This is a genomic window from Algoriphagus sp. A40 (assembly GCF_002002735.1).
In the GTDB taxonomy this organism is placed as follows: domain Bacteria; phylum Bacteroidota; class Bacteroidia; order Cytophagales; family Cyclobacteriaceae; genus Algoriphagus.
Genome location: NZ_MUNY01000080.1, coordinates 1 through 19,762, shown reverse-complemented (window position 1 = coordinate 19,762; position 19,762 = coordinate 1). Strand labels below are relative to the sequence as shown.

The following is a 19,762-nucleotide window of genomic DNA, read 5'->3' as shown; positions in this document are numbered from 1 at the left end:
CTCCATCAACATTCTACAATAAATTTTATACCGATAATCCTTAATAAGAGAATACCACTTGATTTAGATTGACAATCTATCATTTATACTTTTCTAGAAATATTTCAGCTAGCTCAAAATCGACTAAATCATCTATATCTAAAGAGCTTTCCTCCGACATTACATATTTTTTAACTTTACTAAGCTCATTTATTTTTTTTGATTTTAATGCTTCGATATTAATCAAGTAAATGGCTCCATTTACCTCCCAAACCTTTGGACAATCTTGTCTTCTATTAAAATTACTTTCCTTTGAATTCACTAACCAACCATTACTATCTTCTTCCTTTAAAACATAGTAGGGATTTGATTTGGTTTCTTTGACAGAAACAACCATTTCAAGTGAATTGTCAAATAACGCCAAAGCTTCTTTGATATGAATTCCGGTTCTAAAAGGCGAAGTAGGTTGCAAAAGAATCAAAGTATCAGGAATGTAACCTCTATTTTGATAAAAATCGATGGCATGTAATAATACCTCATATGTACCCGATGTATCACTAGCTAATTCAGGTGGCCTTAAAAATGGAACTTTAAGACCTAAAGACTCAACCACTTCTTTTATCTTCTTATCATCTGTTGAAACGCAAATGACATCATCATTAAACACCTCTCTCGCTGCTTCAATCGTATACTGGATCAATGGCTTTTCTCCAAGATCTTTAATATTCTTTCGTGGAAGACCTTTTGAACCTCCCCTTGCAGGTATAACTACCAACGGTCTCAAAATTTTATTTGATTAAAGTCCAATGAAGCTTTTTGATAGTCTTCATGCTTACCAATATCCAACCAATAACCCATCAATGGATATGCTACTACTTTTTTCCCCTTTGAAATTAAGAGCTCCATCAGATCGGTCGCATTGAAATGATTCTGTTTAGGAAGAATATCAACTACTTCTTTTTTCATCAAATAAATACCAGCATTAGAATAATGCGTGTAGGTAGGTTTTTCTTTAAGACCTGTAACTCTTTTATCTTCTGTTTCCATCACAGCGTACGGAATATTGACTTGATAAGGAATACAAGCAACTGCTAAGTCAGCCTCTTCTTTCTGAAAAAACAAGAACAAATCCTCAAAATCAATATTGGTCAGCAGATCTGAATTCATCATTAAAATATGATCGTGCACAAAATCATTTACCAAACCCAAAGCACCGGCAGTACCCAGAGGCTGATTCTCCCATACGTATTTTACCCGAATTCCTTTTTTTGATCCATCACCAAAATAATTTTCAAGCTGTTCTCCCAAGTATCTAACAGAAAGCCAAATATCATCAACTCCAAATGAAGCCAATCGATCTATATTATGCTCTATAATGGGTTTTTCTCCAATTCTTAATAGCGGCTTGGGAGTGGTATCTGTAAGTGGCTTTAATCGCTCACCTCTCCCTCCTGCCATAATCAAAGCATCAACGGGCAAATAAGACCTTTGATGTTTGAAATTGACTACATTTATGATTTGCATCTGTGCATTGACCACAGGAAAAACAGAAAAATGTTTTTTTCTTAATTCAATGATCTCGTTCAAATCATATTTGCCTTGTTGAATATATTTAGGGTTAGGTTGGATGAATTCTGCCAGGAGATTCTCAAAGCCTAAACCTTTAATAAACCCTCTTCTCAAATCGCCGTCAGTAAGTGAACCTTGCAATTTATTCTCTCCATCCACTAAGAATAAAATGGCATCAGAAGCTAAAGTGTCCAGTTGCTTTAAGGCTTCCCTCACAGGTGTATTGATATCAGCTATATGCCTATGAAAAGTTTGCATAATTTTCTTTCAAAATTCTTAAAATATTATTAGAGGGGTTAGGCTGATAATAAAGGTTTTCTCCTTCAAATTGAATTTGAGAATAGTCAACAGCTTTACTTACAATTTTATCTGCAATAAACGGTAAATGAATTACATTTTTCCCAGCCAATCTACCTTTTTGGCGATCACCCAAATTCAAAACATATTTCTTTAAGGAAGCTGCTTCCAAAATCCCGCTTGAAGTATTTCCAATCAACAATTTGGAATACCTCATACAGGTAAAGTAGGATTGGGTTCCAAAATTTTCAATGCATTTTATATTCTCATGCTTGTTACTAAGGTTTTCAAAAGCCAATCTATAAATCATACCAGCGGTATCAGCATTGGGCATAGTGACCACTATCTGATAGTTGGTTGACAGTTGCTCCAGGGCTATAGAAACTTCCCTACAATACTTTTCATTTAGGTTGAAAGCAATTGTTTCAGGATGGACCGTTACCAAAATGGTGTCTTGGTTGAGATTAATTCCCCATTTTTCGTAAAACTCATCAATGGAAAGTATAGGCATTGTTGCCAAATTTTCCAAGCTTAGTGAACCCACATTGAAAATTCCAGCACCCTCCTCATTTAACAATTGGATCAATCGATTTTTAAATGATTCCGTGGATACAAAATGTAAACTACTTGCAAGGGAAATGAAATGCCGATATACATTATCAATGGCCCCAAGAGTAGTCTCACCGCCATGAAGATGTGCGATTTTAACTTGGTAAGGAATCGAGGCTGCCACAGCCGCTGCCATTTCAAACCGATCTCCCAAAGCAAAAACAACATCAAACTCGTTCGCATTTTCTTCCCAAAATTCAGAAAACTTGAGCGCTGTTAGGGAATAAGCCGAGGCGATAGCATTTGAAGAGTCGCCCAATAATAATGATTCGATCTTCTTGAAGGCAACAAAACCGTCCGACTCTATCTGAGATAAAGTAAAACCATGAAATTTTGAAAGGTGTGTTCCAAAAACAACTAATTTAAGGTCAAAGTCATTGTCCTTATTTAATGCCATGAGCAATGGTAAATAAATACCATAGTCCGCTCTTGAACTTGTCAAAACCCCGACTGTAATCACTTTAAATATTCAAATTTGAGTTTAGTTCCTGCAATGAAGTCATTTAGTAATTCCTTCCCCAGGATATCATCAATCTCCATGGGAGAAATCCCATCTCCCGGTCGAAGAGCAATAAGATCCTCTTTTCGTAAAATTTGCCCTTTTCTTACATCATGATTGAAATGAAGGCTTTTTCTGACAATTGAAATATTCTTTTTCTCGCTTGAACTGGGTTCTTTGATCCCAGATCCTGAAATCGCTTTTTCAATATTCCTGATTGCTTGAACCATAATTTTCAGTTCAAGAGGTTCAAGACTTGCAGCATGGTCGGGACCTTGAAGATTCCTATCAAGGGTAAAATGTTTTTCTATCACGCAAGCGCCTAGTGCAACAGCAGCTATAGGAACTTCAACGCCCAAGGTATGGTCAGAATAACCAACCTTTAATTCAAGATCTTTTGCTATATGGTTCATCGCAAACAGATTAACATCTTCCATAGGCGTAGGATATTCGGTATTGCAATGGAGAACCGTTATTCTTTCTTTACCTATTCCTTCTTGAATGATTACCTCCACTGCTGATTTTACTTCATCCAAATTAGCCATACCTGTGGACAATATTATGTCTTTCCCTTTTCTAGCAATGTGCTGTAAATAGGGCTTATTGGTAATTTCACCAGAAGGGATTTTATAGAAAGGAATATTCAAGTTATTCAAAAAATCAATACTTTCCGTATCAAATCCTGTAGAAAGAAATTTAATCCCTTTCTTTAGACACCTTTCAATCAAGACCGGATACCAATCCTCCCCCATCTCCAGCTTTTTGAGCATATCGAATTGGGTACCCTCATCGTCTTTCATATTATCCTTTTGATAGGCTGCTTTCTGAGCAGTTGGGTTCACGATTTTCTCCGCTTTGAATGTCTGAAACTTCACAAAATCGGCACCCGCTTCAGAAGCGACATCAATTAACCTCAATGCCTTATTAAGGTCTCCATTATGATTAACGCCGGCTTCGGCTATAACCACCACATGATTGGTACTCATAATTTTCTCAGTTTATTACCTATCCAAACACCACTCTCATTTACATCTGATGTCACTACACTCCCCGCTCCAATAACATTTGTTTCATAAATCTTTACATTCTGCCTAACTACAGAATTCGCACCAATAAAGCTGTCTTCTCCAACAGAAACATTTCCACAAAGTACCGCTCCCGGGGCAATATGCACGCAATTAGAGACCTTACAATCATGTTCGATTATACAAGAAGTATTTAAGATAACACCCTTGCCAATTTCACATTGGGCATTAACTGTAACATTCTTTCCTATATATGTGGAACTATTCACTTTTGCGGTTCTAGAAACATTCGCACTAGGATCATACACTACAAATTGAGTTAATCCAAGATTTTCAAAAAGTTTAATCAATTTCTTTCTCACCAAATTTTCACCAATAGAAGGAAAGACCAAGCCATTTCCTACTATTCTCTTAAGATCAACCTCACTCTCAAATCCAAAATATTCCAAGTTGTAGGGATTCCTCTCAGCCTCTTGAAAGTCAAAATATCCCCTAACATGAAATCCTGCATCCAAAAGTGACTCAATAATCACATATGCATGGCCTGAGTAACCAAAAAGAAAAACAGATTTAGACCCGGACACTACTTGGAATATTTACTATTCTTTCCTCCAGATTTTCAGCATTCTTTTGACTATCTCTGAAACAATCCTTGTACATGGGTAAGCGGTACATCAGCTGCCAAATAGGTCTAGTCATAGTTTTGGCTTCATTGGTTTCCTTCAAAAAAGCATTTCGAGCTTCAAGATCTTCCAATTCTACAGCCATTAGCCAGTAATTGGACTTTGTGTTTTCGATTTCTTTCCTAAATATGATTCCCTGGCTCTCAAAAAAAAAATCAGCATATTCATTTGCGAGCTTTCTCTTATTGGCCAAAAATGAATCCAATTGTTCCAACTGTCCACAAATCAACGCTGCATTTAGATTGGGCATTCGGAAATTATATCCGACTTCATCATGGACAAATTCATAGGGGTGAGGAACTTTGGCTGTTGTGGTCAAGTGCTTACCCTTTTGTCCCAAATTTTCATTATTCGTCACAATCATGCCTCCTCCCCCGGAGGTAACGATTTTGTTTCCATTAAATGAAAAAACTCCAAGTTGACCAAAAGAACCGGTATGCTTTCCCTTGTAGTAACTCCCCAAAGATTCAGCAGCATCTTCCACAAGCGGAATATTCCATGAATTACAAACTTGAAGCAATTCATCCAGATGAACTGGAAAACCAAACGTATGCATCGGCATACAGGCCGCAATTCTTTTTCCGGTCTGTTTATTATAAGTACCTGATTCCCTGATTTCACCAAACTCTTCCAGAAAATCAGAAACTGCTCTAGGAGAAAGTCCCATGGTGTCATAGTCCACGTCCAAAAAGACGGGATTTGAACCTGTATAATGAATCGCATTAGCTGTGGCTACAAAAGTCAGGGCTTGGGTAATCACCTCATCCCCTCTTGTTACACCAGCCAATTGCAAGGCAATATGTAAGCCTGAAGTACCATTAACCACTGCCACAGCCTTTTTAGTTTGACTGATCTCAGCTATCATTTGTTCTGACTTATCAACATAAGCCCCAACAGAGGAAACAAAGGTGGAATCCAATGTATCCATTACATATTTTCGCTCATTTCCACTAAACACTGGAGCATGAAGTGGAATAAAATCTTTGGATTGGAACTTATCCTGAATAAACTTAATCGTATCCTGAAAAGCCATCATTACATTTTGGAATCCAAATATTTCCCTGTTTCCTTGTGGTCAAAGGCAGGCAATAATTCATTAAAAAAAGTCAATAGGTCAGCTTTTGACCATTGATGGTTTTTAATTAGTCCATTGACTTCAGAAAGGAACCAATTCAGTTTATCTTCCTGATATGGTAAACTGCTTTTTACTATACCTAAATTTTCAAATCTATCCAAATCCAAAACTTCCCCATCCATAAAGAATTCTTCAAAATCCTTCTCTCCGGTGGTATCACTTTGGGTAAAGTAACAAGGCCAGTTTTTGTTATTAGTTTTTAGGGATTGGTTATTTGTCTGGAAGAACTTGCGAGCTTCTTCTTCTGAAGAACAGATATAAGGTTCGTAGCCTAATTGCTTCAAATAGTTAATTGCTATTTCGGCGAAGGTGATTAGATGTAGTTCCTCGCTGAGCTTTGGAAAGAAAATATCTTTGTTTCTACCCAATAGACAGGACATCAAGCAGAGTTCCCCGGATTCCTGAGGAGTAACGAAGTACCTTCTGATATCATTTGGGGCTACTATTGGCTGTCTTTTTTGAATTCGTTGATTGAAACCATGAAGCAAAGAACCATCAGAAAATGCCACGTTTGCAAAGCGCGCTGTTGATATGGTAATATCTTTGGACTCACGCATTAAGAAAAGCTCCATGATTCGTTTGGAAGCTCCCATCATGTTGACAGGGTTTGCTGCCTTGTCCGTAGAGACACAGAAATATTTTTTTACTCCTTTTTCTTTAGATTGACGAATTGTTTTGAGGGTATTTAAAATATTTACCTCGATCATCCTCATGAGTGAAAATGGATCTTTTTCGCTTCTTACATGCTTGAGTGCTGAAAGGTTCAGTACATAATCGTAGTCTCCATCTGATTCTATAAAAGCATCATAAATTGGTGATGCAATATCCAAGGAAAATGTCCTGAAATCACCATCTATGTAGCCAAAGGAACTTCTAATATCTCTGACAAGCTCTACGAGATTATTTTCGCTGATATCTACAACATGAAGTTTTTGAGGATTTCTTTTAAAAAGCTCTTTTGTAACAGCTTGTCCTATTGATCCAGCTGCACCAATTACCAAGAACTTGGAGTTTGATACCATCTGAAATAAAGTTGTTTCATGAGATAAAATATCCCTTTCGAAAAGCAACTCGGTTCTTCCTATAAGATCTAAAATATTCATATCAAGTTACAGCCTCGCATCTACTTTTCCTTTTCCCAAAACGGACTTCACATCAAATACCACCTGATTATCCGACTTTTGGATGGACCAGGATTTGAATTCCTTATGAGCAACGGCCAAAATAATGGCCGAATAGTCTTCCAAATTGGGCTTAGCCCCTCCATTGCTTACTTCGATGCCATATTCATGCTTAACTTCGGCTGGATCGGCCCAAGGATCGTAGACACAGACATCGATATCAAAGGATCGGAGTTCATTGTAAATATCAATTACCCGGGTATTGCGCACATCGGGACAGTCCTCTTTGAAGGTGAATCCCAAAATCAGCACTTTGGTGTCGATTACTTTTAAGTCTTTACGCATCATGTGCTTGATGGTCTCAGTAGCCACATGCTTGCCCATGGAGTCATTGAGCCTGCGGCCAGCCAGGATAATTTCCGGATGGCAGCCTACTTCCTGGGCTTTTTGAGCTAAGTAAAAGGGATCTACCCCAATACAATGACCGCCTACCAGCCCCGGACGGAAAGGAAGGAAGTTCCACTTGGTACCCGCTGCTTCCAAGACCTCTTGGGTGTCAATCCCAAGAAGATTAAAGATTTTGCTGAGTTCGTTGACGAAGGCAATGTTGATATCCCGCTGGGAGTTTTCGATCACTTTGGCAGCTTCGGCTACTTTGATGCATGAAGCCTTGTGTGTACCGGCGGTGATTACGGCTTTGTAGAGTTGATCCACGTATTCGGCCACTTCGGGGGTACTGCCGGAGGTGACTTTGAGAATCTTGGTAACGGTATGTTCTTTATCTCCCGGGTTGATGCGCTCGGGAGAGTAGCCAGCGAAAAAGTCTTCATTGAACTTCAGACCGGAAACTCTTTCCAATACCGGTACGCATTCCTCCTCGGTCACACCGGGATAGACTGTAGATTCGTAGATGACCACATCTCCCCTTTTCAGCACCTTTCCGATGGCTTCCGAGGCCCTTAGCATGGGGGTAAGTACAGGTCGGTTGTGCTTATCGGTGGGTGTGGGAACTGTGACGATGTAGATATTTGCCAAAGAAATCGGTCCTACTGCGTCGGTAACGAGCAGGCCACTGCCCTTTTCTTCGAGATCTAAAGTACTTGCTACCAAGACAGACTTGAGTTGGTCATCCCCGACTTCCAATGTGCGGTCATGGCCTTTTTGGAGTTCGCCGACCCGCTTGGAGTCTATATCGTATCCGATGGTTTTGAATTTTTCAGCAAAAGCTGCTGCAAGAGGAAGGCCGACATAGCCGAGGCCAATGATGGCGATTTTGCTTTTTTCTAAATTGGTAAGCATCTAAAAGTATAAGCGTTAATTGTTAAGCGTTAATTGTTAAGCGTTAATTGTTAAGTGTTAAATCGTTTCGGGTTGAAATGTTTTACCAACTAGCTTTTTATTTTTTTACTCCACCTGGTTCTTCACTCTATATCCATTGTCCAGTAGTTCCTTTTCCATTCGGAACAATTTCAAATCCGAAACCATCATATCGTCCACTAATCCTCCTAAATCATATTCCGGTTCCCAGCCCAATTGGGTCTTGGATTTGGTCGGGTCGCCGAGGAGGAGGTCGACTTCGGTGGGGCGGAAGTAGGCCGGATCCACTCTGACCAGTTTAGAGTTTAAGAGATTAGAGGTTGAGAGATTGAGAGATTGTCCGGTGGTGGCAAGATACTTCTGGTCATCTATGGAATCGAGTATCCCAACCTCATTTACTCCTTCTCCTTCCCAACGGAGAGTGAAACCGACGTGAGCGAAGGCCATTTCTACGAAGTCACGAACTTTGGTTGTCTTTCCTGTGGCTATTACAAAGTCTTCAGGTTTTTCTTGCTGGAGGATTAACCACATTGCATTGACATAGTCCTTAGCATGCCCCCAATCCCTTAAAGCCTCTAAGTTGCCAAGGTATAAGCAATCTTGTTTACCAAGAGCAATTGCCGCAGTGGCCATGGTGATTTTCCTTGTCACGAAAGTTTCACCTCTTCTTGGAGATTCGTGGTTGAAGAGAATCCCGTTGCAGGCAAACATCCCATAGGCTTCCCGGTAGTTTTTGGTGATCCAAAACCCGTAGATTTTGGCAGCCCCGTAAGGAGAGCGTGGGTAAAAAGGTGAGTTTTCATCATAAAAACCATGTGCATTTTTGTTTTCCGGCATTCCACCGTAAAGTTCGGAGGTAGAAGCCTGATAGATTCTGGTCTTTTTCTCCAGACCCAAGATCCGGACTGCTTCCAATATCCTCAATGTTCCGATTCCGTCCACATTCGCGACATATTCAGGAGAGTCAAAGGAAACCTTGACATGGCTCATAGCCCCAAGATTGTAGATTTCATCCGGCTGCACTTCCTGAATAATCCGGATGATGTTTGTGGAATCGGTCAGATCACCGTAATGCAGGATAAAATTGACATTTCCATCGTGCTGATCCTGGTAAAGGTGGTCGATACGCTGGGTATTGAAGGAAGAAGCTCTACGCTTGATACCATGGACTTGGTAACCTTTTTCAAGTAAAAGTTCGGCGAGGTATGAGCCGTCTTGCCCGGTTACGCCGGTTATTAGTGCTGTTTTCATTTTATTGGGTCATATAGCCACCGAGATATCCTTTTTAGGAGCACAGAGTTACACCGAGGACCACAGAGTTTGATATTGTAAATTTTATTCTAAAAGGTACTCAACGTTATTACTTCCGTAAGTTCAATTGATAATTACGATCACTGAAGTTCAATCGAGAAGGCACAGAAAGCCAACAATGGCCACTGAGTTTTAATTTTTAATCTGATTTTAGAAGGGGCTTCAAGTTGTTATTTCGGTTCACCAAATTATTCTTTTTGGGTCACGGAGAGCCACGGAGAAGACACCAAGGGGCCATTGTTTTTTATATTTAAAGAGATACTCTTTGTATTCCGTCAATCATTTTAAGGACTTTGAAGTTGAGTAAAAGACCTCTTTTAAATCCTCCAAACTTCAAATAAGTAAGAATTTGGGCTAGATGAATATCATTCAACTCTTCCACTGTTTTTGTCTCAATCACCAGCTCGTCATTCACTAAAAGATCTATTCGATAGCCATTTTCTACTAGTAGCTCTTTATATTGAATAGAGACAGGTACTTCCCTTCTCGCTATTAGCCCACGTTTGACCAATTCGAATTCAAGACATTTTTGGTAAGAAGATTCAAGAAGACCAGGGCCTAGGTGCCGATGCACTTCTATGGCTGCGCCAATTACTTCTTTTGTCAGTAAATCTTCAATCATTTAAAATTTGACTTTTTTTTGTCACCGAGAGACACCGAGCAGGCACCGAGGGCCACTGAGTTTCTATTTGAATTATTTGTTTATCTCTGTGGTTCTCCGTGCTCCCTCTGTGAAACTCTGTGTAACAAATTAAGCGAGCCTGCGAGCCCTCTGTGAAACTCTCCCGAAATGCTTCGGGACAAGTTGTGTAACAAATTAAGCGAGCCTGCAAGCGCTCTGTGTCATTTTAAGAAAGCATCTCCGTCACGATCTCTTCCAAGGTCTTCTCTGCTTTCCAGCCGAGTTTAGCAAAGGCTTTTGAAGGGTTTGCTTTGGAAACTATCAAGTCTGTGGGTCTCATCAGATGCTCTGATTGCTCCACACATTCTCTCCAGTTCATACCCAATTGTGTAAAAGTAATGGCGACAAATTCTTCCAGCTTACGAGAAGTTCCGGTGGCTATGATAAGATCCTCCGGTTGTTCCTGCTGCAGCATGAGCCACATGGCTTCGACATATTCCGGAGCCCAGCCCCAATCCCGGGAAATATCCAGTCTGCCGAGTTCCAGTTTTTCGGATGAACCGCCTGCGATCCGCTTCGCGGTCTGGATTACTTTTTGGGTAACGAATCGCTCCGGACGTAGTGGAGATTCATGGTTGAACAGGATTCCCGTACAGGCAAAGAGTTGATAAGCTTCCCGGTAATTGTCCACCAGCCAAGTCGCCGATGCCTTTGCCAAAGCATAGGGACTGCGTGGTTTGAATGGTGTCAGTTCATCAGCTGCCAGCCCCTGAGTATCGCCAAATGCCTCAGAACTTCCGGCATGGTAAACTTTGATGTCTCTGTTTTCCAGCTTCACTGCCTCCAGGACATTCAAAATACCGAGGGTAAAGCTTTGGATTGTTTCTGCAGGCTGTTCGAATGAGAGTCCAACCGAAGATTGTCCTGCCAGAAAGTAGATTTCGTTCGGTTTGGTTTTTTTGATCCCTACCAGGACTGAGCGGAAATCCTCCTGGTCCATGGAGATCAAGTTCACCTCAGATTTGATATTCAGCTTTTGAAGGTTGGTAAAACTCCCACCTTGCGCATCTCTTGAAGTTCCCCATACCTGATACCCTTTTTTGAGGAGTAATTCAGCCAGGTAGGAACCGTCTTGACCTGAAATGCCGATGATAAGTGCTGATTTCAGAAGGAGAAGGAATAATAGGTAGACAGAAGGCCGAAGACAGAAGACCGAAGAAGGATGACCGAATTTGGAAGACAGAAGACGATCAAAGGATTTCTGTTTTACCTGATATGACATTAAGCACTTCCAGTCCACGGATCGCATTTAAGCGTTGTGGACCTCTCAAATAAGTCAGCTGGAAATTTTCATCGCGGCTTTCCATAAACTGGCTTTCTCTAAAGGCATTTGCCAAAGAACATTCCCGGATCCTTGAGTTTAAAAGGTCTTTTCGGACAAAGAAAGCGTTATTCCCGGCCAAATTCCCACCAACCAATGCATATCCTTTCTGATCTGCCAGATGGTGTAAGGCACTAATAGAAGCTCCAAAAAACAAATTACTACTGTGGGCTTTTGTCCGGATAAAATCGGGTCTATAAGGAACCGAAATGGACCTTTCCATTCCAAAAACGCTGTTGTATTCCATGATCAGAATGGAGGGATTAAGTCTGGAAAAATCCATGGCTTCCAAAACGTGGTAATCGTTGCCGTCAATATCAATATGGAGAAGCCCGATATCCGAAAGTCCCGCTTCCTCCATCAGTTCATTGATGTTTTCCCGAGTCACAAAAGTGGCTTTATGTGCCAATTGATGCTTCCAATACCAAGGCCTCTGCTTGATAGAGCTTATATGAAACTCTGATCCATCCATGACAAGTCCAGACCAGAGGTTGTTCATCATCAAAAACCTAGTGTTGGACTCCTGGTAATTTTCCACCCCAAACTCTACAAAGGTTTGGTTTTCTATGGTTAAATGCTTGATCAGGTATTGGATAATCCCATCGTCTCCAAACTGGCTGAAGATTTTAAATTCGTAATCATTGATAGATTTCGAATTCATGCTCCACTGTTGATTGGAGAGCAATTTGCCCAAAGCCAGGATTGAGGTCTCATCTTGGATTATGGGAGGGGGGGTTAGTCTGCGCTTTAAGGCCTTATAAATCTTGTTCAATGGCATCACAATCGATCTTTCTCAGGATTTCACTAAAATCAGAAATACAAACTTGCAAAGAGTTTAAACAAATTTTCTGTAAACATCCATAGTTTCCCTAGCGGTTTTTTCCCAAGAAAACTCCCCTGCTCTTTGGTAGCCTTTGGCGATCAATTGCTCACGAATTTCTAAATCAAAGGCCACTTTTTCCATTTGGAAAGTCATTTCGTCCCCATCCATCGGATTAAAGGTAAGCGCGGCATCTCCTACTACTTCGGGAAGTGAACTGGAATTGCTGCTTAAAACAGGGCAGCCATAGGACATCGCTTCCAGGGATGGAATTCCAAATCCTTCGTATATCGAGGGATAAACAAAAGCATAGGCTTTGGCATACAATCTGCCTAAATCCAAATCCGAACCACCACAGTGGATTACCTGATTGGATTGAAGTCCCAGAGATTGGATCAGAGATCTCTCCTTCTGGCTAAATCCACTTCCCCCAAATGCAATTATATTAAACTCCTTTTTCAGGCTATCTGAATTTGAGAAAGCTTTGAGGAATTTTGAAAAGTTTTTATAATCAAATCTTAAGCCCACATAAAGCAGAAAGGGCTTTTCAATTGAATTAGTAAAGGAGCCCAATTCCAAAGGATTGTCAGCTGCCAGATGAACCACAGAAATTTTTTCAGATGGAATATCAAACAGTCGACAGAGATCAGTTTTGGTATGATGGGATATACTGAATATATGATCAGCCCTTTTCAGCGCATCTTTTTTTTGATTGGTTACCAGCTCCCCTGCATGGAACTGGTCAGGATAAATTTCCTGAATCATATCATATACAGTGACAAAAACAGGAGCTTTGGATTTGACTACAGGTTTGGATGAAAAATAAGTTTCATGAATCAAATCCGGTCTGGTAAGGGAGGATCGAAGATTTCCAGTGATGCTGTTTAATTTTCTAATGGCCCGTATACTCCGCGACGGATATTTTTCCAAATACTTCCCTTTGACCAATTTTGGGGAACAATCATTTAAATAAGAATTGATATGGTATCCAGCCAAAATCGAGACCTGCTCCCCTTTTTGATGCATTTCCTCGGCAATCCGAACAAAATACCTGGAGATTCCACCGTATTTCTGGATTGAAAAAATCTGGGGATCAAATGCAATTCTCAAAGCTGAATGTCAAAATTGCCCCAACCCCAAATTTCTACTCCCAAGAATTTGCCTTTTAAAACTTTCAATGGATTTTCAGACTTTTCTTAAAGCCCAAAAATAAAGAAGGGGACAATACTCTGAAATAAACCGAAGCCAATGTTTTGTACCCTTTAAATAATCCGAAATGGATTTTTAGAAAATGAAAATATTCCCGAAGGGCAAGTCCTTTGGTATCATGTACCAATTTCCAACGCTTGGAAAAAGGGAGTTTGGAGTCACCCCAAAAAACCGCCTCATTGGATTCACAAGTTGCCAGGTAGCCGGTTGAAGTGTAGCAGGGAAATCCAGCTTTCTGAGCCCTCAATCCATAATCGTAATCACCAAAATAATGTGTAAATGCCGAAGAAAGCCCATTCAATTTCTGGTCAATTTCTGCTGGAATTAACACCAGGTTTCCATTGATCAAACTCACTTCCTGAAGCTTTCCGTTTGGAATTATGGGAGCGGAAGAATTTGTGCCTCCAAATGAAAAATCCTTGGTTCTTGGGTCATAACAAGCTCCTATGAGAACAGCCGGAGATGGTAGTTTGGCATAATTTTCCAAAAGTGACTTCAAACCATCTATTTCCAGATAGGTATCGTCATTCAGCCAGAGAAAAAAATCGAATGAATCGAATTCCTTTGCCTTTGCCCATGCCAGGTTCATCCCTCCATTCCAAAATAAATCCCCAGTTCCACTTACGACGATGACTTTAGGAAATTCCTTTTCCAGCATCTCGCCTGTCCCATCGCTTGAACCATCATCACAGACAAAAACCTGTAAGGCGACTCCCACCGGCAAATTTTGGGAAAAGAGGTGTTCCAAACACTTTTTGGTTTTCTCTTTTCTATTAAAGCAGGTAAGTAGCACTGCTATTTTCAATGTTCTGCGCTAATCCGACAAAGATTAGTTTAAATTTTTACCTCTTTGAAAGTTTCAATGTTCTCCAGAAACCATTCATAAGTCCTTCGAATTCCAACTTCGAGTCCAACTTTTGCTTTCCATCCGGCCTGTTCCATCTTTGACACGTCCATCAGTTTCCTGGGAGTACCGTCCGGTTTGCTGGAATCCCAATGAATTTCTCCGGTATGACCTACAGTTTTTTGGATGAGTTCTGCCAGTTCTTTGATGGTGAGGTCTACTCCGGTACCGACATTGTAGAGGTTGTCTGTGAATTCATTTTCCAAAGCAAAAACCACCGCATCAGCCAAGTCTTCCACAAATAAAAACTCCCGCATCGGCGTCCCACTTCCCCATAGTTCGACCCCATCGACAAGCTCAGGGACCCTAGCTCCTAATTGCTCACTTTTAATCTTTGCATCGTGAAACTTCCGGATCATGGCAGGCAGGACATGGGAAGTCTTTAAATCAAAATTATCAAACGGACCATACAAATTGGTTGGCATCAGGGAGATGTAGTCTTTTCCAAACTGCTTTCGGATGGCTTCACAGGCTTTCACTCCAGTGATTTTGGCAACTGCATACCATTCATTGGTAGGTTCCAGTGGGCCAGTCAGCAAGTACTCCTCTTTCAAAGGTTGAGGTGCCAGCTTGGGATAAATACAGGAAGATCCCAAAAAGATAAATTTCTGAACATCTGCTTTTAAAGAAGAATCGATCAGATTGTTTTGGATCTGCAAATTCTCCATTAAAAATTGGTATGGATAGGTGTTGTTTGCCAAAATTCCCCCTACTCTGGCAGCAGCGTCGATTACAACTTCAGGTTTTTCAGTTCTGAAATAATCAGCTACTGCCTTCTGGTTTCTAAGGTCAAGCTCTCCTGAAGTTTTTCCGATCAGATTCGAATAACCATTAGCTTCCAAAGCTCTCCAAATGGCTGAACCTACCATTCCACGGTGTCCGGCGATGTATATTTTAGAGTTGGGATTTAGGGTCAAAAGAGGGAAGGGTTAAGCGTTAAATGTTAAGCGTTAAAGGTTAATCGTTAAAGCGTCAAGCGCCATTATTACTTATAACCTTTTGGACTGCTGTTTTTAAGAACCGAAATAAATCCTTGAATTTTAAACTTTAGTTTTTCTGTTAAAATCAAAACCTCTGACTGCTCTTCAGAAGAAATGTAATTTCCATCTAAAGCCCTGTAGGATTGGGATCGGACTTCTCCATTGGAACCTTTTGCTATGTATAGGAAATTAATAAATTCCTTGTTGCCGTCTCTTTCAAATCCTTCAGCTACCCTGTGAAATACTATTCCAAGTGAAAATTCTTTAATCGATTCTTTAGGTATCTTTTCCCATAGGTGGTTTTAAGATACCTCTCTCGATGAATTGCATCAACTTGATTCAAACAGAATTCGAAATAAATCAGTTTAAAGGGTTTTCTATTTTTGGTTGAAGGTACTTCTCCTAAATTGTGTTCTTGGAATCTTTTATTTATATCTGAAGTGTATCCTGTGTACAATTTCTGATCTTTAAGGCTTTGAAGAACGTACACGTAAAACATTCGTTATTTCACAGGGTCCATTACAGAACCAGCTGCAGAATTGATTTGAGAAGAGAATTTAAAGTCTTTAAGAAATGGACCTTTTGAAGTTAATTTCTTAATAATTCTACAAAGATCACGTGCAAGCTGCCAAATTTCAATTTCCTCGAAATTCTCAATTCTGGCCACGCTTAACCTTTAACATTTAACTTTTAACAATTAACTCTTCAGGAGTTGGTCAAAGTACTCAATTGTTTTTCCGAGGCCAGTTCGAAGGTCAACAGTCGGTTCCCAATCCAATTCTTTTTTTGCCAAATCAATGACCGGTTTGCGCTGCATGGGATCATCTTGGGGAAGGGGTAAGAAAATCAGTTTGCTTTTGCTGCCCGTCATTTCGATTACCAATTGGGCAAGTTCCAACATGGTAAATTCCCCAGGATTACCGATGTTGACAGGTCCTGTAAATCCATCTCTGGAATTCATCAGTCGATACATCCCTTCGATGTTGTCGTCCACATAGCAAAAGCTCCGGGTCTGTCTGCCATCTCCAAAGATGGTGATGTCCTGACCTTTCAAGGCCTGCACTATAAAATTGCTGACCACTCTTCCGTCATTGGGATGCATTCTTGGCCCATAGGTATTGAAGATCCGCATGACCTTGATGGCCACTTTATGTTGCCTATGATAGTCAAAAAAGAGCGTTTCGGCACATCGCTTTCCCTCATCGTAGCAGGCACGGATACCTGTGGTACTTACGCTGCCTTTGTAGGATTCCGGCTGTGGGTGAATTTCAGGATCACCGTAAACTTCAGAGGTACTAGCCTGGAGGATTTTGATTTTAAGCCTTTTAGCGAGACCAAGCATATTAATTGCGCCAATCACCGAGGTTTTTGTGGTTTGGACTGGGTCAAATTGGTAATGAACCGGGCTGGCTGGGCATGCCAAATTATAAATCTCATCTACTTCCACAAAAAGCGGAAATGTCACATCATGCCTAAGGAATTCAAAATTCTTGTTGTCCAAAAGGTGATGGATATTCGACTTTCTGCCTGTAAAAAGATTGTCTACACAGAGCACTTCATTGCCTTCATTCAGCAATCGCTCACATAAGTGTGAGCCCAAGAATCCGGCGCCTCCGGTGACAAGTATTCGTTTCATGGTTGGGGGTTAAGGATTAATTTGTTAAGGGTTAATGGTTAAAAGGTTAATAGTTAAGCGTCAAATGTTAAAAGTAGATTTGCAGTCAATCACGAGCAATTTGCTATTCATTTAAGCATTCAAAATTCCCATTTCTAGCCGCGGTTAACCCTTAACATTTTAACAATTAACTATTCCTTTACACCAATTCGGGACGGTCCTTTTCCAGTCGTTCGAAGATTTTTTTAACGTCTTGGGCATTTTCTTTTCGAAGGACAAGGATTGCATCGGACGTTTGAATCAGAATGGTATTTGTCAGGCCGGTAAATTCTGTATGCACATCGGTTCCGATAACCATATTTCCAAATTCGTCTTTGGGATACCCATTTCCTTCAAGGTATTCGTAGATCGATTCGAAAGAACCCATATCTGACCATCGGAAAAGTGAAGGGACCATTTTGATTTTTTTGGTTCGCTCCATTACTGCATAGTCTACAGAAATAGAGGGAATTTTCATTGATAAATCGTAATCCAGCTTGCCTGAATCTGAATTGTCAAATACCTTTTTGGATGCCATAAAAACCTCTGGCTCAAATTCCTGAAGTTCCTGCAGAAATACTCCGGCCTTAAAACAAAACATGCCTGAGTTCCAAAAGAAATTTCCCTGTTCCAAAAAACTCTGGGCTGTTTTTAGGTCAGGCTTTTCTCTAAAACTCTTTACATTTTCCCCTTCTGATTCAATATACCCGTATCCGGTTTCCGGTTTGGTAGGTTTCAGACCAAAAGTCACTATATATCCTTCATCTGCAAGCTGTGTCGCCCTGGAAACTGCAGAGGCATAAAGTTCTTCTGCCTTAATCAAGTGATCGGACGGGGTTACAAACAGAATATCTTCCGGATGAGCATCAAAAGCTGCAAATGCGATTGCCGCAGCGGTGTTTCTTGGGCAGGCTTCAATTATTTCGGTGTAATCCTTGATTTCGGCACTATCCAGATCTTTGCGTGAAAGCTCAAAATTATCGCAATTGCCAACCACGATGACCTCATCGCAATATTCTTTATTTCTCAATGCTGTTTTTTGAAAAAGCGTATGTCCTTCAAAAATCGAAAGGTATTGCTTAGGCCTGGATTTCCGGGACAATGGCCAAAGTCTAGAACCTACACCTCCGGAAAGAATAACATTGATGATTTTCATTTGGTAAATAATCAGTCCAAAAATAATTACGTCTTAAAAATGATTATGAGTATCCGATATGATGCACTTCAAGCCTTTGAAGCGAAAATGCGGATACCCGTCCACGGACCATAGTCCACTGGCCACAGCCCCTTCAATTGTTCCTCTAGCCATTTTTTGTTTGGCAACGTGCTTTTAAGCGGATACACATAAAAATGACTACTAAAGGCAATTCTAAGGTATTTTTTTCTTCGAATTCACACAACCATGCTAATCCTTCGAATGACTTTCGCCGAAATCCTTTGGCCTTTTGCTAGAGCTTGATTAAAGCGATCAGATACAGCTTCGCCCTTTCAGTCCCAAAAGGATCAAAATCTGAAGGGGAAAAATTTGAGCCAAAAGGGCTTCAACTCCTATTTTTAAATCCTCAGGTCTTAACGCTTTGGCCTTAACAGGTCTTGATTTAATTGGAAGTTAATTTAACTCCCTAAATCTCAAACATTTAATTAAAAAAAGCCTCAGAATTGAAATTTGAGGCATTTTCAAAATTTCTCTCACTACAAAGGTAATCAAATGAGCAACTTTTGTACTCATTTCTTGATCCATTTTTCATCCTACTTTTTGTCAATTTTTTCATATTGAAAAAAATGCCTTTCGTCACCGGAAAATAATTTGTGAGGGAAATAATGTAAGAATCAGTTACCCAACTTGTTCCAAACTTGCTTTAATCCGGAAACTGAATGTAATACCCAAATCTGGGTATGGCCAAAATGTTCTAAAAACAAGCCTTCATTTTGTCTGTTTTCCCAATAATTGGACATTGGACTAGGTTGGTTTGAGGTAAATGACGCAAATTTTTCTTTGATCATTTCAAAGTCTTTACCATAATCATACCTCCGCTGAAAAGTACAAAGCGGAATTTGATCCAGAAAAAAATCATACCAACTACAGGGAATTGATTCAAAAGTCATTACATATCGTTGGACCTTCAAATATTCATTTTCAATTTTAAATTTTGCTTCTACGGTTGGGACCAGTTGATCATTAAAGTTCAGTTGTTGATCCACAATTTCACCCAAGCTTACACACAATTCCCCAGTTGTGACCTGGTTACTTTCTAGTTTGTACTTTAAGTCCCGAAGCATAGTAATGGGATCAAAAAGCACTCCTTTTCCAGAATATCGATAGGAAACCTCAAAACCTTCGATAATTCTTGATTTGGATTTTTGGCCTGAAAGAACAGAATTGAAAAAACTAATTATACTCATGATTAATTGTAATGAAAATAAAATGCCAATCCTCAATACATCCTTATTCAAAACGAATGTCTGTAGGAAGAAAATGATTCACCATTAAACAAATTCCATTTCCAGACTTTGTATTACAGCCTATCGCTAGAATTCATTTTCCCAAGTTACCGAGGGGCCTATTTAGGATTAAGTGTCTTGAAAAATCGTGAGTCTTTTTGCTCTTATACTATTGGGTGAAGTTAGTCATAAAAATCAATTATTG

21 protein-coding genes are annotated in these 19,762 nt (G+C 40.1%); all 21 read right to left on the bottom strand.

Annotation, left to right across the window (positions count from 1 at the left end; translation table 11 throughout):
* Positions 1-79: 79 nt before the first annotated feature.
* Positions 80-754, bottom strand: coding sequence for a cytidylyltransferase domain-containing protein (locus tag B0E43_RS21960; protein ID WP_254423485.1), 675 nt, complete (start codon positions 752-754; stop codon positions 80-82).
* A gap of 5 nt (positions 755-759) precedes the next feature.
* The gene (locus B0E43_RS21955) at positions 760-1,806 is read right to left on the bottom strand and encodes a nucleotidyltransferase family protein (RefSeq protein WP_077353562.1); all 1,047 of its coding nucleotides are present in this window, start codon (positions 1,804-1,806) and stop codon (positions 760-762) included.
* Positions 1,790-2,914 (bottom strand): UDP-N-acetylglucosamine 2-epimerase, encoded by a 1,125-nt coding sequence (gene neuC / locus B0E43_RS21950; RefSeq protein ID WP_077353561.1) that lies wholly within the window; start codon positions 2,912-2,914, stop codon positions 1,790-1,792. Before neuC ends, B0E43_RS21955 begins: the two co-directional genes overlap by 17 nt.
* Positions 2,911-3,939: an N-acetylneuraminate synthase gene (gene neuB / locus B0E43_RS21945; protein WP_077353560.1), complete on the bottom strand. Its 1,029-nt coding sequence runs from the start codon at positions 3,937-3,939 to the stop codon at positions 2,911-2,913. Before neuB ends, neuC begins: the two co-directional genes overlap by 4 nt.
* Complete coding sequence (locus B0E43_RS21940) at positions 3,936-4,562, bottom strand: acetyltransferase (RefSeq protein ID WP_077353559.1); 627 nt, start codon at positions 4,560-4,562, stop codon at positions 3,936-3,938. Before B0E43_RS21940 ends, neuB begins: the two co-directional genes overlap by 4 nt.
* Positions 4,549-5,697, bottom strand: coding sequence for a LegC family aminotransferase (locus B0E43_RS21935; protein ID WP_254423484.1), 1,149 nt, complete (start codon positions 5,695-5,697; stop codon positions 4,549-4,551). The genes B0E43_RS21940 and B0E43_RS21935 overlap by 14 nt, the downstream gene beginning before the upstream one ends.
* On the bottom strand, positions 5,697-6,899 hold the full coding sequence (locus B0E43_RS21930; protein ID WP_077353558.1) for a UDP-N-acetylglucosamine 4,6-dehydratase: 1,203 nt from the start codon (positions 6,897-6,899) through the stop codon (positions 5,697-5,699). The genes B0E43_RS21935 and B0E43_RS21930 overlap by 1 nt, the downstream gene beginning before the upstream one ends.
* 6 nt (positions 6,900-6,905) lie before the next feature.
* A complete protein-coding gene (locus tag B0E43_RS21925; RefSeq protein ID WP_077353557.1) occupies positions 6,906-8,216 on the bottom strand; it encodes a nucleotide sugar dehydrogenase in 1,311 nt (436 codons plus the stop codon).
* 105 nt (positions 8,217-8,321) lie between these two features.
* Positions 8,322-9,485, bottom strand: a complete 1,164-nt coding sequence (gene gmd / locus B0E43_RS21920; protein WP_077353556.1) for a GDP-mannose 4,6-dehydratase — start codon at positions 9,483-9,485, stop codon at positions 8,322-8,324.
* 310 nt (positions 9,486-9,795) lie between these two features.
* Entirely contained in the window at positions 9,796-10,167 is a 372-nt protein-coding gene (locus tag B0E43_RS21915; RefSeq protein WP_077353555.1) for a GxxExxY protein, read from the bottom strand.
* Between the two features lie 226 nt (positions 10,168-10,393).
* A complete protein-coding gene (locus tag B0E43_RS21910; RefSeq protein WP_077353554.1) occupies positions 10,394-11,449 on the bottom strand; it encodes a GDP-mannose 4,6-dehydratase in 1,056 nt (351 codons plus the stop codon).
* Positions 11,418-12,209, bottom strand: coding sequence for an FkbM family methyltransferase (locus B0E43_RS21905; protein WP_217349196.1), 792 nt, complete (start codon positions 12,207-12,209; stop codon positions 11,418-11,420). The genes B0E43_RS21910 and B0E43_RS21905 overlap by 32 nt, the downstream gene beginning before the upstream one ends.
* 174 nt (positions 12,210-12,383) lie before the next feature.
* On the bottom strand, positions 12,384-13,478 hold the full coding sequence (locus B0E43_RS21900) for a glycosyltransferase family 1 protein (RefSeq protein ID WP_077353552.1): 1,095 nt from the start codon (positions 13,476-13,478) through the stop codon (positions 12,384-12,386).
* Positions 13,479-13,542: 64 nt separating this feature from the next.
* The gene (locus B0E43_RS21895) at positions 13,543-14,370 is read right to left on the bottom strand and encodes a glycosyltransferase family 2 protein (protein WP_256386955.1); all 828 of its coding nucleotides are present in this window, start codon (positions 14,368-14,370) and stop codon (positions 13,543-13,545) included.
* Between the two features lie 41 nt (positions 14,371-14,411).
* On the bottom strand, positions 14,412-15,398 hold the full coding sequence (locus B0E43_RS21890) for a GDP-L-fucose synthase (RefSeq protein WP_077353550.1): 987 nt from the start codon (positions 15,396-15,398) through the stop codon (positions 14,412-14,414).
* A gap of 68 nt (positions 15,399-15,466) precedes the next feature.
* Positions 15,467-15,655 (bottom strand): four helix bundle protein, encoded by a 189-nt coding sequence (locus B0E43_RS23240; RefSeq protein ID WP_371454739.1) that lies wholly within the window; start codon positions 15,653-15,655, stop codon positions 15,467-15,469.
* A 50-nt stretch (positions 15,656-15,705) separates the two neighbouring features.
* Entirely contained in the window at positions 15,706-15,960 is a 255-nt protein-coding gene (locus tag B0E43_RS21880) for a GIY-YIG nuclease family protein (RefSeq protein ID WP_077353548.1), read from the bottom strand.
* Positions 15,961-15,963: 3 nt separating this feature from the next.
* Positions 15,964-16,128 (bottom strand): four helix bundle protein, encoded by a 165-nt coding sequence (locus tag B0E43_RS21875; RefSeq protein ID WP_077353547.1) that lies wholly within the window; start codon positions 16,126-16,128, stop codon positions 15,964-15,966.
* 30 nt (positions 16,129-16,158) lie between these two features.
* A complete protein-coding gene (locus tag B0E43_RS21870; RefSeq protein ID WP_077353546.1) occupies positions 16,159-17,097 on the bottom strand; it encodes a UDP-glucuronic acid decarboxylase family protein in 939 nt (312 codons plus the stop codon).
* A 178-nt stretch (positions 17,098-17,275) separates the two neighbouring features.
* Positions 17,276-18,271: a mannose-1-phosphate guanylyltransferase gene (locus B0E43_RS21865; protein WP_077353545.1), complete on the bottom strand. Its 996-nt coding sequence runs from the start codon at positions 18,269-18,271 to the stop codon at positions 17,276-17,278.
* Positions 18,272-18,945: 674 nt separating this feature from the next.
* A complete protein-coding gene (locus B0E43_RS21860; RefSeq protein WP_077353544.1) occupies positions 18,946-19,518 on the bottom strand; it encodes a hypothetical protein in 573 nt (190 codons plus the stop codon).
* Positions 19,519-19,762 lie beyond the last annotated feature (244 nt).

Bases quoted from the DNA above. Each gene is read 5' to 3' on its own strand.
- B0E43_RS21955 (WP_077353562.1), bottom strand. From the start codon at position 1,806: ATGCAAACTTTTCATAGGCATATAGCTGATATCAATACACCTGTGAGG.
- neuB (WP_077353560.1), bottom strand. From the start codon at position 3,939: ATGAGTACCAATCATGTGGTGGTTATAGCCGAAGCCGGCGTTAATCAT.
- B0E43_RS21935 (WP_254423484.1), bottom strand. From the start codon at position 5,697: ATGATGGCTTTTCAGGATACGATTAAGTTTATTCAGGATAAGTTCCAA.
- B0E43_RS21930 (WP_077353558.1), bottom strand. From the start codon at position 6,899: ATGAATATTTTAGATCTTATAGGAAGAACCGAGTTGCTTTTCGAAAGG.
- B0E43_RS21925 (WP_077353557.1), bottom strand. From the start codon at position 8,216: ATGCTTACCAATTTAGAAAAAAGCAAAATCGCCATCATTGGCCTCGGC.
- gmd (WP_077353556.1), bottom strand. From the start codon at position 9,485: ATGAAAACAGCACTAATAACCGGCGTAACCGGGCAAGACGGCTCATAC.
- B0E43_RS21915 (WP_077353555.1), bottom strand. From the start codon at position 10,167: ATGATTGAAGATTTACTGACAAAAGAAGTAATTGGCGCAGCCATAGAA.
- B0E43_RS21910 (WP_077353554.1), bottom strand. From the start codon at position 11,449: ATGTCATATCAGGTAAAACAGAAATCCTTTGATCGTCTTCTGTCTTCC.
- B0E43_RS21905 (WP_217349196.1), bottom strand. From the start codon at position 12,209: ATGAATTCGAAATCTATCAATGATTACGAATTTAAAATCTTCAGCCAG.
- B0E43_RS21880 (WP_077353548.1), bottom strand. From the start codon at position 15,960: ATGTTTTACGTGTACGTTCTTCAAAGCCTTAAAGATCAGAAATTGTAC.
- B0E43_RS21870 (WP_077353546.1), bottom strand. From the start codon at position 17,097: ATGAAACGAATACTTGTCACCGGAGGCGCCGGATTCTTGGGCTCACAC.
- B0E43_RS21865 (WP_077353545.1), bottom strand. From the start codon at position 18,271: ATGAAAATCATCAATGTTATTCTTTCCGGAGGTGTAGGTTCTAGACTT.
- B0E43_RS21860 (WP_077353544.1), bottom strand. From the start codon at position 19,518: ATGAGTATAATTAGTTTTTTCAATTCTGTTCTTTCAGGCCAAAAATCC.